The 14,597-nt window shown below is 71.7% G+C and carries 8 protein-coding genes; 2 read left to right on the plus strand and 6 right to left on the minus strand.

Features of this window, described 5'->3' with window-relative positions:
- Window positions 1-114: 114 nt before the first annotated feature.
- Window positions 115-4,488 carry an AAA family ATPase gene (locus O7632_RS23055; protein WP_278117151.1) on the minus strand — a complete coding sequence of 1,458 codons (4,374 nt, stop codon included), beginning with the start codon at window positions 4,486-4,488 and terminating at the stop codon, window positions 115-117.
- A 289-nt stretch (window positions 4,489-4,777) separates the two neighbouring features.
- Between O7632_RS23055 and O7632_RS23060 the strand changes: the two genes are divergently transcribed.
- Together O7632_RS23060 and O7632_RS23065 are read left to right on the plus strand one after the other, a co-directional pair.
- Entirely contained in the window at window positions 4,778-5,998 is a 1,221-nt protein-coding gene (locus tag O7632_RS23060; protein ID WP_278117153.1) for a S8 family peptidase, read from the plus strand.
- A 17-nt stretch (window positions 5,999-6,015) separates the two neighbouring features.
- The gene (locus tag O7632_RS23065; protein WP_278117155.1) at window positions 6,016-6,795 is read left to right on the plus strand and encodes a GH25 family lysozyme; all 780 of its coding nucleotides are present in this window, start codon (window positions 6,016-6,018) and stop codon (window positions 6,793-6,795) included.
- Window positions 6,796-6,889: 94 nt separating this feature from the next.
- Here the strand turns inward: O7632_RS23065 and O7632_RS23070 are convergent, their stop codons facing one another.
- The 5 genes from O7632_RS23070 to O7632_RS23090 all read right to left on the minus strand — a co-directional run bounded on the left by O7632_RS23070 (window position 6,890) and on the right by O7632_RS23090 (window position 14,561).
- Complete coding sequence (locus O7632_RS23070; protein ID WP_278117157.1) at window positions 6,890-8,074, minus strand: low temperature requirement protein A; 1,185 nt, start codon at window positions 8,072-8,074, stop codon at window positions 6,890-6,892.
- 339 nt (window positions 8,075-8,413) lie between these two features.
- Complete coding sequence (locus O7632_RS23075) at window positions 8,414-10,855, minus strand: glycoside hydrolase family 9 protein (RefSeq protein ID WP_278117159.1); 2,442 nt, start codon at window positions 10,853-10,855, stop codon at window positions 8,414-8,416.
- 402 nt (window positions 10,856-11,257) lie between these two features.
- The gene (locus tag O7632_RS23080; protein WP_278117161.1) at window positions 11,258-12,331 is read right to left on the minus strand and encodes a GNAT family N-acetyltransferase; all 1,074 of its coding nucleotides are present in this window, start codon (window positions 12,329-12,331) and stop codon (window positions 11,258-11,260) included.
- A 120-nt stretch (window positions 12,332-12,451) separates the two neighbouring features.
- Window positions 12,452-13,306, minus strand: coding sequence for an amino acid-binding protein (locus O7632_RS23085; protein ID WP_278117163.1), 855 nt, complete (start codon window positions 13,304-13,306; stop codon window positions 12,452-12,454).
- Between the two features lie 208 nt (window positions 13,307-13,514).
- Window positions 13,515-14,561, minus strand: coding sequence for a LacI family DNA-binding transcriptional regulator (locus O7632_RS23090; RefSeq protein ID WP_278117165.1), 1,047 nt, complete (start codon window positions 14,559-14,561; stop codon window positions 13,515-13,517).
- Window positions 14,562-14,597 lie beyond the last annotated feature (36 nt).

Here is a 14,597-nt window from a genome sequence, read left to right on the forward strand (position 1 = left end):
GTGAACCCCGCCCGGCCGGCCCGGCCACGTCCGGGCTCCGATCGTCGTGGCCTGCGCTCGGCCCAGCACCCGGCTGTCATCGCCGCTCGGCGACCCGTCGGCCCTGGCTGCTGCTCAGCGACACGACGCCGGCGGATGGTCCCCGACCGTCCGGGCCGCCGGGCCGACCACGTCGCACACCATCCGGACGGCCTGTCCGGCGTCGAGCCGCCACAGCGCCAGGGTGGTGTCCGTGGAGCCCGACAGCAACACGCCGTCCGGGGTGAAGGCGAGCGTGTTGATGTCGCTGGCGTGCCCGCTCAGTACGCCGGTCAGCTGGGTGCTCCCGGTGTCCCAGAGCCGCACCAGGTCGTCGGCGACCAGGCTGCCGGCCAGCACGGTACCGTCCGGGGAGAAGGTGATCCGCTCGACGGTCGCGGTCTGCGGCGCGGTGGCCCGCAGCAGCCGGAACCCGTCGACGTCCCGCAACTCGACCCGCCGGTTGGTGCCGGCCACCGCCACCAGCCGTCCGTCCGGGCTGACCACCAGAGCGGTGATTCGCTGCGCGCCGACCGACTGGGAATCCAACGGCGACAGGTCGGTCGAACGCCAGGACCAGATCTCCGCCCGCGTTTCCGTGTCGAAGCCGGCGACCGTGGTGTGGTTCACGGCGGCGAGCAGCCGGACGCCGTCCGGAGTGAAGGCCAGCGCGCCCACCGTACCGTCGCCGGTCGGCAGGAACGTCGCCACCGGCGCCCCCGGATCGGCATCGGGCTCACCCGCGGCACCGCCTGGCCCCCGCGCGCCGAGGTCCCATACCGCGACGCCGACCTGCTCCGTACCGTCCGGCCCGGTCCGGGTCACCCGCGCCGCCAGCTGCCGGCCGTCCGGGGAGTACACCGGCCACCGCGCGTCGGTCACCGGTCCGTCCGGTCCCTCCGTTTCCTCCCGACCGTCCGCGATCCGCAGCGCGTCACCGGCGGTGCCGTCGGCCGTGTAGCGCAGCACTCGTCCATCAGTGGTGGCGACCGCGACGGTGCCGTCCGGGGCGGCGGCGAGACCGGTCACCGTCGCGTCGGGGCGGACCGTCGCCACCGTCCGGCGGCCGGGGAGATCCCAGATCCGCAGCGCACCGTCCCCAGCGGCGGTGGCCAGCCGGTCCCCGGCCGGGTCGACCGCCAGATACCGCACCGACTCGGGATGCGGCAACCGGCTGGCACCCCGGCGAAACAGCATTGTCGGCGCGTCCGGGCCGGTGACGGCCACGACCCGCCCGTCGGCGGAAACGGTCAGATCCATCAGCGCCTGTCCGGCGAATCCGACGTACGCCGGGCCGACCACGTCCGCGCCGATCGACCAGCCGTCCACCCGGCCCGGTTGCCAGCCGCCAGGGGTGAGCAGTGTGCCGTCCGGGGTCATGGTCAGCGGCGCCGCCGGCCGCTGCGGTCCGGTCGTCAACGGTCGCGCCGGTTCGGCGGAGCCGATGGTCCAGACCGCCAGGTCGCCGTCCGAGCCGCCGACCACCAGGGTGCCGGCGGTGCCGAACGCCACCTGACTGACGGCGGGAATCGCCCCCACCTGCACCTGGTCGGCGAGCCGCCATACCTGGCCGCCGCCGTCGGCGGGGTTGGCGATCGCCAGGAACCTGCCATCGCCGCTGACACTCAGGTCGAACGCCAACATGCCGGTGGGTAGCGCGAGGACGAGTTCCCCGCTGGTCACGTCCCACCCGCCGACCTGGAGTTCCGGGGTGAGGTCGGCACCGACCCGGCTCGCCACCACGGTCGTGGTGCCGGGCAGCCACCCGAGCGCGCCAGCGGCGGGCAGCCGACGCAGTAGGTCACCCGTTGCCACGTCCCACACCTGCACCCCGTCGGCGGCGAACGAGCCGGACGCCAGGAACCGGCCGTCCGGGGAAAACGCCAACGACACCACCGCCGCCCGGTCCGCATGCCACAGCACGACGTCCCGCTGACGCAAGGTGGCGACCTCCCAGAGCCGTACCGTGCCGTCCGGGTGCCCGACCGCGGCCACCGATCCGTCCGGGCTCACCGCGACCGACAGCCCACCCGGTTCGGTGCCGAGCGGCCCCAGCGTGACGGCGGACTGCGCCGAGACCAGTGCGCCGTACGCCTCGATGGTCGGTGCCTGTGCCCACGCGTCGAGCGCCTTGCGCATGGCCAGCAACTCGTCGCTCTCGGCGGCGATCAGCGACTCGGCGGCGTACTGCCGGGAGGTCGCCTGCCGACGTTGCTCGTTCGCGGTCGACTGGAGGTCCAGTGCGACGAGACCGCCCGCGACGGCCAGCAGCAGCGCCACCGCCAGCCCGACCGTCAGCCGGCGCAACCGGCGGACCCCGCTACGCCGGGCCGCCTCGGCGGCGTCGGCCGCCGCGACACTGGCGTGCAGGTAGTCGGTCTCGGGGGGTCTCAGGTCGTCACGGCCCGCGGACCACTCCCGGACAGCGACCAGCCGGGTCCCCCGCAACAACAGGTCCGGGTCGCGATCGGCGGCCTGCCAGTCGTGGGCCGCGACGACGAACCGTTGCCGCAGGACCAGCTCGTCGCGGGCCTGCGCCAGCCAGCCGGTGAGCCGGGGCCAGCTCGTCAGCAGGGCCTCGTGAGTGATCTCGACCGTGTCCTCACCGGCGGTGACCAGCCGGGCCGCGACGAGCCTCGACAGCACCCCGGGTTCGATCGCGGCGCGGTCACCGCGCCGACGCAGCACCGTGCCGGTGTCCGCGACGGTCACCAGGGTGAGCAGGGCCGACCGCAGCGCCCGTCGGCCGGGCTGGTCGAGGTCGAGGTAGATCCGTTCGGCGGTCTCGGCGACCGCGCGATGAATCCCGCCAGTCGCGCGATACCCATCGACGGTCAGCCGACGGCCGTCCCGCCGCACCCAGGTGGCGCGCAGCGCGTGGCCGAGCAACGGCAGCGCGCCCGGTTCGTAGCCGGCCGGGTTCGCCGCCCCGAGATCGGCGAGGAGCAGTTCGACCAGGCCCGGGTCGATGTCGAGTCCGGCGCGCTCGGTCGGCCGGCGCACAGCTCGCCGCAGCTGGTCGATGGTCAACGGGCCGAGCACCAGGTGACCGGCGGACAGTACCCGCGCCAACGGGGCCAGTTCCGCGCAGTCGGCGTAGAAGTCGGCCCGGACCGCGATCACCACCAGGGCGGGAGCGGCGTTGGTCAACGCCGTCACGTACGCGAGCCGCTCGGCCGGGTCGGTGCAGTGGGTGAACAGTTCTTCGAACTGGTCGACGACGATCACCAGGCGGTCGGCCGCCGCCGGACCGACCATGGTGTCCGCCGCCGGCTGCTGGATCACGTCAGCCGTCTCGGCCGCGATCGCGTCAGCCGGGTCCGCCGCGATCGCGTCAGCCGCCTTCGCGGCGATCGCGTCAGCCGCCTTCGCGGCGAGTTCGCCGAATCGGGTCGGTTCGGCGCGGACCGTCTCGATGCCCGGCTCGTCGGGATCGACGCCGGCCCTGGCGACGGTCCGGGCGAGCAGCTCGTCGAGCGGGTCGGAGCCCGGTGTCACCAGGATCCAGGGCCATCCGGACGACTCGCCGAGCGCGCCGCCGGCGACGGCCGGCAGCACCCCGGCCCGCAGCAGCGAGGACTTACCGACCCCGGAAACGCCGGTCACCACCAGCGGCGGTCCGCCGGCGGCCTGTTCGGCGAGATGCCCGAGGACCTGGGCTATCTGCTCCTCACGGCCGTGGAACCAGGCCGCGTCCTCGGGCTCGAAGCTCGCCAACCCCGGGTACGGACAGACCGGTGCCAACCCGTGCGGGTCGGTGCCCGACCCGGTCGTTCCGGTCGGCTCGACGGTGCCTGCCGTACCGCCCGGGTCGTCGGCCCGATCCCGGTCGATCCGCGACGTCAGGTAGGTGATCGTAATCAGCTGTCGCCGGATTCGTTCCATCTCGGCACGTTGCTCATGGCTGCGTTCGGCGAGCTGACGCCGTACGTCACCGAGCACCCGGTGCACGTCGGTCACCATCCAGCGCAGCGCGCCGATGTCCTCGCCGAGCAGGTGGAAGGCCGCGGCCAGCTCGTCGCGCAACCCGGGATCCCCGCGTACGGCCTCGGAAAGGGCGACCTCGACCGCGTCGACGGCCCGCAGCAGCCGTCCGACGTCGGCGCGAAGGGCCTCGGACTGCTCGTCGCCAGCGTCGAGCCGGGACAGCAGCTCCTCGGCAACCGCGTCGCGCCATTGCTGCTCGGTGACCGCACGTCCCCGCATCCGGCCGGCCGTACGGGCGAGTACGTCCGAGAGGTAGCCGCCACCGACGTCGCCGAGCTGGTCAAGGGTGGCCGCGAAGACCCCCGAGGCGCCCAGGCCGGCCCCGGCCACCGGGGCGACGGCCGACGCGGCGAGAAAGGCGAGGATCCCGTACGGTGTGACGAGGCCCAGCCCTCGTCCGGTCCGACGGCCCAGCTCCCGGACCCAGCCCCGTACCCCGCGCCTGGCCCGGTCGACCGGGGCGTCACCGTCCTCGACAGACATTGCTGCTCCGTCCTGAGAGGGCATCACTCACTGGCGGTCGAACCCAGACCCTACGCAACGAAGACCGATTGGACAGCAACGACGCGCGAACCGGACGTAGTTGTCCAGCTACGATGCCGCGCGCAGGCGCGCCCGTGAGCCGGACGGCCGGGACGAGGCCTCCGCGCCGAAACGCCGCCTCGCGCCCGCGCCGGCGAGGTGGCCCCGCCGTCCGCACCGGCACCATAACACCAGGCATATATCGAAGCTGGTTGGTAGTCAGATCGCTACCAATAGCGACAATAGACGAATGACCAATTCCGCGTCACGGAGACTGCTCGCCGTCGGTCTCCTCGCCCTGCTGACCACCGTCGGCCACCCCGCCCCCGCCCAGGCCGCCGAACCGGTCGGTGAGATCCGCCGGGCCGGCGGTGCCACCGCCATAGCGGACAGCTACATCGTCGTCCTGAGGACCAACGCCGCAGCCGCCGCAGTCGGCACGACATCGCCGGCCACCGCGAACAACGCCACCGTCAACCGCCTCAGCCGGCAGTACGGCGCGACCGTCGAACGCGTCTACGACAGCGTCATCACCGGATTCTCCGCCCGCATGAGCGCGGCGACGGCCCGCCGGCTGGCCGCCCACCCGGCGGTGGCCTACGTCGAACAGGACCATGTCGTGGCACCCCTGACGGCCGGCGTACAGCTCAACCCGCCGTCCTGGGGCCTGGACCGGATCGACCAACGCAACCTGCCGCTGAACCAGCGGTACGCCTACCCGAACACCGCGCCGAACGTGCGCGCCTACGTGATCGACACCGGAATTCACCGTACCCACAGCGACTTCGGTGGCCGGGTGAGCACCGGATTCGACGTGGTCGACGGCGGCCCGGCCGACGACTGCAACGGACACGGTACCCATGTCGCCGGGACGATCGGCGGACGGGCGCACGGCGTCGCGAAGGCGGTACGACTGGTGCCGGTCCGGGTGCTCAACTGCAGCGGCTCGGGCTCGATCTCCGGAGTGATCGCCGGGATCGACTGGGTGACCGCCAACGCGGTCAAGCCCGCCGTCGCCAGCATGGCCCTCGGCGGTGGCGCCAGCGCCACGCTCGACGCGGCGGTCGTCGCCTCGATCCGGTCCGGTGTGACGTACGCGGTGGCGGCCGGCGGCTCCAACTCCAGCGCCTGCAACACCTCACCTGCCCGGGTGCCGGAGGCGTTGACCGTCGCCGGCACGACCATCACCGACGCCAGGATGAGTTCGGCCAGTTACGGCTCCTGCCTCGACCTGTTCGCCCCGGGCGCGAGCATCACCTCGACCTGGCACACCGGCAACTCCGCCGTCCGGGTGCTCAGCGGCAGTTCGATGGCCACCGCACACGTCGCCGGCTGCGCGGCGGTCGTCGCCTCGGCTCATCCGACCTGGACCCCGGCCCAGGTCAGCGCCCACATCACGAGTACGGCCACCACCGGCGTCGTCAGCAATCCCGGCACCGGCTCCCCCAACCGCCTGCTCTACTGCGCCTGACGAATCGAGGATCAGCGATGACGGAGACCTTCTCCACCGACCTGTCCGGATCCCGCCGGACCCGATGGCTCCGCCGGTTGCTGGCCAGCGGCACGGCGCTGGCCATGACGACCGCCGCCCTGGTCGCCGGGACCACGGCACCGGCGCAGGCGGCAACCGTCGCGGGGATCGACGTATCCCACTGGCAGGGCACGATCAACTGGGCCAGCGTACGCAACAGTGGGGTCGAGTTCGCCTACATCAAGGCCACCGAGGGCACCAGCTACAGGGACCCCCGGTTCAACACCAACTACGTCGGCGCCTACAACGCCGGGGTGATCCGGGGCGCCTACCACTTCGCGCTACCGGACCGCTCCTCCGGCGCTGTCCAGGCCAACTACCTGGCCAGCAACGGCGGCGCCTGGTCGGCGGACAGCCGTACCCTGCCGGCCGCCCTGGACATCGAGCACAACCCGTACGGGGCGATGTGTTACGGCAAGAGCCAGTCGGCGATGCGTACCTGGATCAACGACTTCCTGGCCACCTACCGGTCCCGGACCGGCCGGTACGCGGTCATCTACACCACGACGAGTTGGTGGACCAGCTGCACCGGCAACTGGACCGGGCCGTGGGGCAACCATCCGTTGTGGATCGCCCGCTGGGCGAGCGCTCCGGGGACCCTGCCGGCCGGCGCGCCGTACTGGTCGTTCTGGCAGTACACGGCCACCGGGCGAGTGTCCGGCGTCTCCGGTGACGTCGACCGTAACCACTGGAACGGAACCCGGGCCCGGCTGATCGCCCTGGCCAACAACACCTGACCCGACCCCCGGTCGGCACCGGATCGCACCGGCTGGGCAGCCGGTGCGATCCGGTGCCCACCAGCCCGGTGCGATCAGGTGCCCACCAGCCCGGTCACAACGGTGGGTCGGGGGGCACCGGATTGCGCCGCCCCCGCATCGACAGGTCGAAGGCGACGATCGCGACCAGCACCAGATTCGCGCCGCCGGCGACGACCAGCGGAGACGACCGGGCCAGGGCCGGCGTGGCGACCAGCAGCGACGCGACCGCGACCAGCAGCGGCCAGGCGATCCGGCCGAACACCTCGTATTCGAGCCGGCTGCGGCCGATCAGGAAGATGACCGGGCCGCCGACGATGACCACCACCCAGGCCGGCGTAGTGGTCCCGGTCGGCTGGTCGATGATCAACTTGGCGCTGGTCGCCGTGGCCACCACGCCGGCGATCATCAACAAATGGGTGTACGGGGCGGTCCGGCTGAACCGACCCGGGGTCGCGGCCGCCTCGATGGCCCGGGGAAGTTGTGCTCCGGCGCAGTGCACGTAGATCCGGAACAGCAGCGCCGCGCTGAGGAACGCGACCACGAAACCCAGCGACCGGGCGGTCGTGATCTCGTCGCGGCTGAACGCCATTCCCGCGACCAGGATGATGTCGCCGAGAGCGATGATGAAGAACTGGTGATAACGCTCGGCCAGGTGCTCGGCGGTCGGGTTGAACTGCGCCGCCGGGATCCGTCGCCGGCCGGGGAACGGGTAGCCGATCGCGAAGATCAGATAGTCGATGGCGAGGCCGAGCCCCCAGAGTGCCAGTCGAAGGTGTTCGTCCGCGAGCCCGCCGACGATCCAGGGCACCGCCGAGATGGCGAACCAGGCCCAGATGCGCAGGGCCCGCTGCCGCGCCTGTCGTTCGTGCAACGCGACGTAGAAAAACAGCCCTCGGCCCAGGTGGATCACCACGTACGTGCCCGCGAACAGCAGCGCCCGGTCACCGAATGCGTGCGGCAACGACGCCGCCATGAGCAGCGCACCGAACATGATCCCGACAGTGACCACCTGGATGGCCCGGCTGTCCGGGTTGTAGAGGTCGGTGACCAGGGTGGTGATCACCCACACCCACCAGATCGCCAGCAGCAGGATCCCGGCCTCGGCGGCACCGATCCAGGTGAGCCTGGCGACGAGGGTCTCCGACAGCAGCGCCAACGCGACGACGAAGACCACGTCGAAGAAGAGTTCCAGGAGGGTGGCCCGGCGTGGCGCCGCAGGGTCACGCAGCAGTTGCGTACCCCTGGCTACGTCGGTCATCCGGGTCCGGCGCCGGTCAGGGCGTGCCGTGCACCGGGCACGCCGTATCGGACATCCACCGCCATACACCGCACGTTACGGAGGACGGAGGCGGCCGGCACCCGATCGACCTGATTTCACCCGCGTCAGAACGCGCTCGGTCCGCGCTGCCGGGCGTCAGGCGCCCACGGCGCTGGTGGTGATCGCCGGCTGCGAACGATTAGTCGGACCCGGCGAGGAACAGCCGGGGCCGGCGAGGAGTTCCTCGCCGGCCCCGGCCCGGGTACGGCCCGGGTACGGCCCGGGTACGGCCCGGGTACGGCCCGGGTACGGCCCGGGTACGGCCCGGCCGTGGACGACTCAGCCGACCGTACAGGTCACGCCGTTGAGGGTGAACGACGTCGGCCGGGGGTTGCCGCCGGAATGCGAACCGTTGAATCCGACCCCGACGCTGGCTCCCGGTGCCAGCGCACCGTTCCAGCTCGCGTTGGTGGCGGTGACCTGATTGCCACTCTGCGTCCAGGTGGCCGACCAGCCCTGGGTTACCTGCTGGCTACCCGCGAAGGCGAACCGCAGCTGCCATCCGTTGACCGGCGACGAGCCGGTGTTGGTGATGGTCACGGTGGCGGTGAAGCCGGTCGACCAGTCGTTCGTGCTGTAGCCGACCCGGCAGCCGAGCACCGGCGGCTGTCCGGTGGGGTTCGGGCTCGGGGTGGGCGACAGCGACGGCGTCGGGGTGGGCGACGGCGACAGCGACGGCGACGGGCTGGGGCTGGGTGACAGCGACGGAGTGGGGGTGGGCGACGGCGGCGGACCGTCCGGTTCCTGACCCCAGATCAGCACCCCGTCGTCGTACAGCGGCACGCCCGGGTTCGGTCCGGCCGTGGACCGGTAGGACGGGTCGTTCGCCGGGTTCCAGGTGCCACCTTCGGCGACACCGATCTTGAGCTGTACCTCCATCCGGTGGGCCGACTGGCCGGCCGGGGCGATGGTCAGCCCGGTGCAGTCGACCTCGACATACCACAGATCGCCGACGTGCTGTCGGGCGGTGGTCGGCTTCGGACAGCCCTGGCTGTACGGGCTGGTCACCTCGATCGCGCCGGCACCGTCCCGGACGAAGTAGTAGCGGAAGGTGGCCCCGGTCAGCGCCCGGGCCGGGAAGGCCGACTTGTTGTAGATGATGACCTTGACGCCGGTGGACCGGGTCTCGTTCTGCATCACGGTGGTCTCGACGGAGATCTCGTCGATGTCCGGCGACTCGGGTTGCGGGAAGTTCGCCAGCGGGGACCCGCCGAACTCCTGGTAGAGGCGGACCACTGCGGAGGTGAAGCCGGCGTTGTAGTCGGTGGCTACTTCGTTCATGATGTAGTCGTCACGCCGGTCGGTGTAGGCGTCGTCGGGTGCCGACGGGCCGCCGACCAGGGCTCCGTACAGCACGTGCCGGGTCTCGTCGGGCACCTGGGAGCTGTCCCACCAGGAGCCGTGTGCGGTGCGGTGGTGCGGGTTCTGCGGCGGATTCGCCCCGAAGCCGATGACGTAGCTGGAGTTGCGCGGGTTGTCACCGAGTGCGTAGTTGATCTGCCGTACCGCGAAGTCGTGGTAGCGGGTCTTGCGGGTCGGGTCGGTGAGCTGATCGCTGTAGACCAGCGCGGCGAACGCCGTGTTCGCGGCGTAGCGCAGCGCGCCCCAGGTGTCGAGGACGGCCATCCCGCCCGGCGAGGTGCGGATCTTTTCCCCGTTGACGCCGACGGTCCAGTAGTCCAGCCACCGGTTGGCGTCGTCGACGTACTTCTGCTTGCCGGTCAGCTTGGCCAGCAGCACGTACGCGCCGAACTGCTTGTTGTCCCACGCGAGGGTCCACTTGTAGGCCCGGGTGGTGGTCTGCGGCTCGGTGCCGAGACTGTCGTACTCGGTCTCGGCCTTGGTCAGGTAGGACGCCTCACCGGTGGCCCGGTGCAGCCAGATCGCGCCCCAGACGAGTTCGTCCTGGTAGCCGCTCCAGGAGCGGTAGAAGCTGGTCGCGTCGGTGATGCACTCGTGGTACGCCTTGCGTACGGTGTCGGCGAAGGTGTACAGCTGGCGGGCGTGCCGGACCAGCGTGTCGGCGTACGCCGGGTCGGTCGGCCGGAACACCATCGACGAGGCGGCCATCGCCGCCGCCGTCTCCGCCGCCAGGTCCGAGCCACCACAGCTGGCGTCGATCTTGTACGCCGGACGCGCCATCGGCATCACCTCGGCCGGCCCCCACCACTTGTGGTCGTCGTCGCCGTTGCCGACCTGACCGTAGAGCACGTTGGGCGACGGGTGGGCCTTGATGAAGTAGTCGTTGACGAACCGCAGGTTGTTGAGCAGGTGCGGCAGCTGCCCTGAGGCGGCGTACCCGGCCCGGTACTCGACCGCGCCCCAGGCGAGCATCGTGGTGGAGAAGGCCATCGGGAAGCCGAACTTGACGTGGTCGCCGGCGTCGTACCACCCGCCGGTGAGGTCCAGGCCGACGTCGGCGCCGTCGGTCATCGCCGAGTCGCCGCGCCAGGAGACCCGGTTCCACTCGGGCAACGGGCCGGACTGCTGCGCCTCGTAGAAGAGCAGCGACTTCTGCAGCGCCTCACCGTAGTTGAACGGCGGTGCGGCGGCGGCACCCGGGTTGGGGACGCCCCACACCGCGACGGCGGCCGCGAGAAGGGCGGCGGTCGCGGCGGCGGCGAGCCGGCGGTGCCATCGGTTGCGGCCGGCTGGGCGGACCAGCCATGTGCCGTGGTGGTTCCGGCCGGATGGCCGGACCGACCAGGTGCCATGACGCATTACACTCGCTCCTGTCCGTGGAGCCGCGCGCGACATCGCGTAGTGGAGGACACCGAGGGGACGGATGTGGGCGCATCCGTCCCCTCACCTCGTCGTACCCGTGTCGAGAGCGGGTATCGGGCCGCGATGCCCGTACGGGACGGCGGCCTGGTCAAGGGTCGTTTTCGCAGGCAGAACCACACGTGGGAGCGCTCCCATCGATAGGGAGCGATCACCCCGTACCGATGATTTAACCGCCTCGTTTCGACTTTGTGAAGAGCTACCGAGCCAGTGGTTACGCCGCGCACGAAAGAGGCGGGGTCTCCTCCTGCCGTCCTACAGGAGGAGACCCCGCCATGCCACCAGGATCCAGCCGTCCGGCGCACCAGCCCCGCACCAGGACCGGGCCGCCAGGGCAACCGACTAGGTCGTGGTGGCGGGAGTCGGTGCCGCGACGTCGATCGGCCGATCGACCAACGGCACCGTGACGCTCATCAATTCTCCATCACGGTCCACCGAACCCGGACGGCGCAGCCGGGCCAACGTCCGCAGGATGCCGAGATCATCGGCGGCGACGTGCGCGACCAGCGCCACCTGACCGGACCGGCCAGCGTGCGCGGCCAGCCGCCGCAGCAGAGCCGTACCGACGCCTCGACGCCGCCAGACGTCTTCGACCAGCAGCGCCACCTCACCGACGGCGCCTTCGACCACCAACTGTCCGACGCCGACGATCCGGTCACCGTCGCCGGTGCCGCCGGACTCCACCGCGACGAGCAGCAACCCACGCGGCTGGTGCACCAACCGCCGCAGCCGGACCATCGTCGCCGGCACGGACCTGCCGAACGCTCCCACGGTGCCTTCCGGTGCGGAGCAGCGGTCGAGCATGGCACGCAGCGCGCCGAGGTCGTCCGCGCCGGCCGGCCGGAGCACCAACTCGGCGCCGTCGGCGAGCAGCAGCGTCGCGTGGTCACCCGAACGACGGCTGACGGCGGTGGCCAGCTCGACGAGCGCCTGCGCCCGGGCGAACTCGGCGGGCGTGAAACTCGGCTCCCGCCGGACGACGTCATAGCAACCGCCAGCGGGATCCGGCAGGCGCATGGTGTCGGCGGCCCGCCCGGCGGTCGCCGTGGTGGGTGCCGGACGCCACGTCACCGAGCTGGCACCGAGCATCGTACGTAGGACGTCACCGAGCGCCTCCGGGTCGCGGACCAGCCGGTTGGCCAGCGCCAGCGCCCGGGTCGGCTGATCCGCCAGACCTCGGGCCTCGGCCCGAGAAACCCACGAATCCCGGCCCCGGCCGCGCTCCACGGCGGCGATCAGGTCGGCTTCGGTCATCGATTCCGGCGCGTCGACCAGGAAGTCGTCCACCGCGCCAGCCTCGGTGGTGTGTACCTGTACAGCGAGGATGTTGACCGCACGCAGTGCGAGGCTCGCGGTCAACACGGCCAGGTAGCCCGGCCGGTCGTCCACCGTTGCCCTGATCCGCCACAGCGCCATCGGCTGCTCCTCTCCCCCATCGGCTCGGTGCCCGCTTCGTCAGCGCCACGCCGCGCCCAGATCCCAGCTTGCCGGCCCGCTGTTTCCCTCAGATTGCCCGGCGGTGACTTCTGGCTCGGCTCACTGCCGCAGCGGCACCGGATCGGCCGTGACCAGATCGAGCCGGTCACCCAGGATCACGGTCGCCGCCCGAACGAGCTGGGCGATCCGGTCCACCTCGGTGACGTGGAACGCCGCCGCCGGCACACCGTCGCCGCCGTCGGACCGGGCCACCATCAGCACCAGGCCGGCGCGGCCGAAGGGCACCGAGGCATACCGGACACCGTCCGGTCCGTCCATCGGACGGGCCCGCAACGGAGTGACCTCGGGCAGCCGCAGCGGCACTGGAGCCCGCCAGCTGGCATAGGCGACCGCTGGCTCGCCGCCGGTCGGCGCATCGTCGATCGGTAGCACCAAGGCACCGAGAAAGGCATCACCGACCGGCCCGGGATCGTCGAAGCGGAGCTCGGCACCGGCCGCTGGATGCTCCCCACCGACCACACCGGTCGCGGTCGGGGCACCGGCCGGCGACCGGGAACCGCTCCGGATCGCCCAGTCCGCCGGTACCACCGCGGCGGCGGCCCAGTCCGCCGCGAGCAGTCCGGGTACGGCGTCGACCAGGGTGGCCAGTCCGTCGATCGGGTTGGCCGCCACCTGGGCGAGCAGTTCGGCGTCCTGGCCACCGGTGACCGGCGTGCCGATCGCCCGCCAGACCCCGTCCACCTGCACGCCCGGAATCGCGGCCAGGCCGGCGAGCAGCCGGTCCACCCGGGCGGCTCCCGGCCAGACGACGGTGAAGTCGTCAACGGCGCGCCCGCCCAGACGTTCCAATACCGTCACCTGGACGATGTCCGCGCCCGCCACGCCCAACGTACGGGCGATCTGGCCGAGTGCACCGGGCCGGTCCGGCAGGGTCACGCGAACCCTCAGCAACATGTCAGTCCTCCCGTCGCGCAGGCCGGCCCTCCCCCGGTCGTCAATCAGCCTGCCCGATGACCATTTCATCCCTGTTGCAATGCCATGACCCGGCAGGAAACCCCCTCTGGAACAAGGTCACACGAGGGCCGCTATCACCCGTTCGGATGATCTTCGAGATCCACGTTCTGCGGCCGGGCCGGCCACCCGCGCCGGCCACCCGAACCGGTCACGCCGACGCGCGCGGCACCATGTGCGTTTGCAGCAGGACATAGGGCACCGGGAGTTCGTCGCGGCGAATTCGCGACAACAGCAGCCGGGCCATCTGCCGGCCCATCTCCTCCACCGGCTGGTAGACGGTGGTCAGCGGCGGATCCGACTGGCGGGCGATCGGCGCGTCCTCGAACCCGACCACCGCCACGTCGTCGGGGACTCGACGGCCCGCCTCCCGCAGTGCCCGTAACGCCCCGCAGGCCATCAGGTCGGAGGCGACGAAAACCGCGTCCAGGTCCGGGTTGTACTCCAGGAGCCGGCGCATCGCGGCGGTGCCGCTGCCCTCACTGAAGTCGCCGTACGCGATCAGGCTCGCGGTGGCCGGTTGACCGTTGTACCGGATCGCCTCGTGGTAGCCGGTCAACCGGGCCACCCCGACGCCCATGTCCTGCGGCCCGGCGATGGTCGCCACCCGACGACGGCCCCGGGCGAGCAGGTACTCCACCGCGAGTCGCGCGCCCCCGGCGTTGTCCACGTCGACGAAGTATGCCGGGCGGGCGTCCGGATGCAGCATCCGCGCCGGCCGCCCGCCGAGCACACTGGGCAGTCCACGCTGTTCGAGCAGGGTCGGCAACGGATCGGAGTCGTGCAGCGACAGCAGCAGGACCCCGTCCACGTGCTGATTGGTCAGGTGATGCTCGACCCGCTCCCGTTCGGCCGGCGACTGGGCCATCGCCAGCCAGAGCTGCATCGTAGTGTCGAGCAGACCGGAGCTGATCCCCCGGACGATCCCGGCGAAGAACGGCTCACCGAACACCCGTTCCTCGGACTCGGACACCACCAGCGCCACCGAGTCGGTCCGCTGGGTCACCAGCGCCCGGGCGGCCCGGTTCGGCACGTACCCCAACTCGGCGATCGCCTGCTGGACCGCGGCTCGCGCCTCCGGACTGACCTGGGGCGAACCGTTGACGACGCGGGACACCGTACCCCGTCCCACCCCCGCCCGCGCGGCGACCGCGTCGAGGGTGGGCCGCCCGAGTGACCGGGTGCGCTGGGTTGTCATCGTGTGTTCCTCCGACCCTGGACCGGCCGCGCCGGC

This window comes from Solwaraspora sp. WMMD406, from assembly GCF_029626025.1.
GTDB lineage: Bacteria > Actinomycetota > Actinomycetes > Mycobacteriales > Micromonosporaceae > Micromonospora_E.

What these genes read in the sequence shown, in the direction of transcription:
- O7632_RS23090 (WP_278117165.1), bottom strand. Translation starts at nt 14,561, where the DNA reads ATGACAACCCAGCGCACCCGGTCACTCGGGCGGCCCACCCTCGACGCG.
- O7632_RS23060 (WP_278117153.1), top strand. Translation starts at nt 4,778, where the DNA reads ATGACCAATTCCGCGTCACGGAGACTGCTCGCCGTCGGTCTCCTCGCC.
- O7632_RS23075 (WP_278117159.1), bottom strand. Translation starts at nt 10,855, where the DNA reads ATGCGTCATGGCACCTGGTCGGTCCGGCCATCCGGCCGGAACCACCAC.
- O7632_RS23080 (WP_278117161.1), bottom strand. Translation starts at nt 12,331, where the DNA reads ATGGCGCTGTGGCGGATCAGGGCAACGGTGGACGACCGGCCGGGCTAC.
- O7632_RS23055 (WP_278117151.1), bottom strand. Translation starts at nt 4,488, where the DNA reads ATGTCTGTCGAGGACGGTGACGCCCCGGTCGACCGGGCCAGGCGCGGG.
- O7632_RS23070 (WP_278117157.1), bottom strand. Translation starts at nt 8,074, where the DNA reads ATGACCGACGTAGCCAGGGGTACGCAACTGCTGCGTGACCCTGCGGCG.
- O7632_RS23065 (WP_278117155.1), top strand. Translation starts at nt 6,016, where the DNA reads ATGACGGAGACCTTCTCCACCGACCTGTCCGGATCCCGCCGGACCCGA.
- O7632_RS23085 (WP_278117163.1), bottom strand. Translation starts at nt 13,306, where the DNA reads ATGTTGCTGAGGGTTCGCGTGACCCTGCCGGACCGGCCCGGTGCACTC.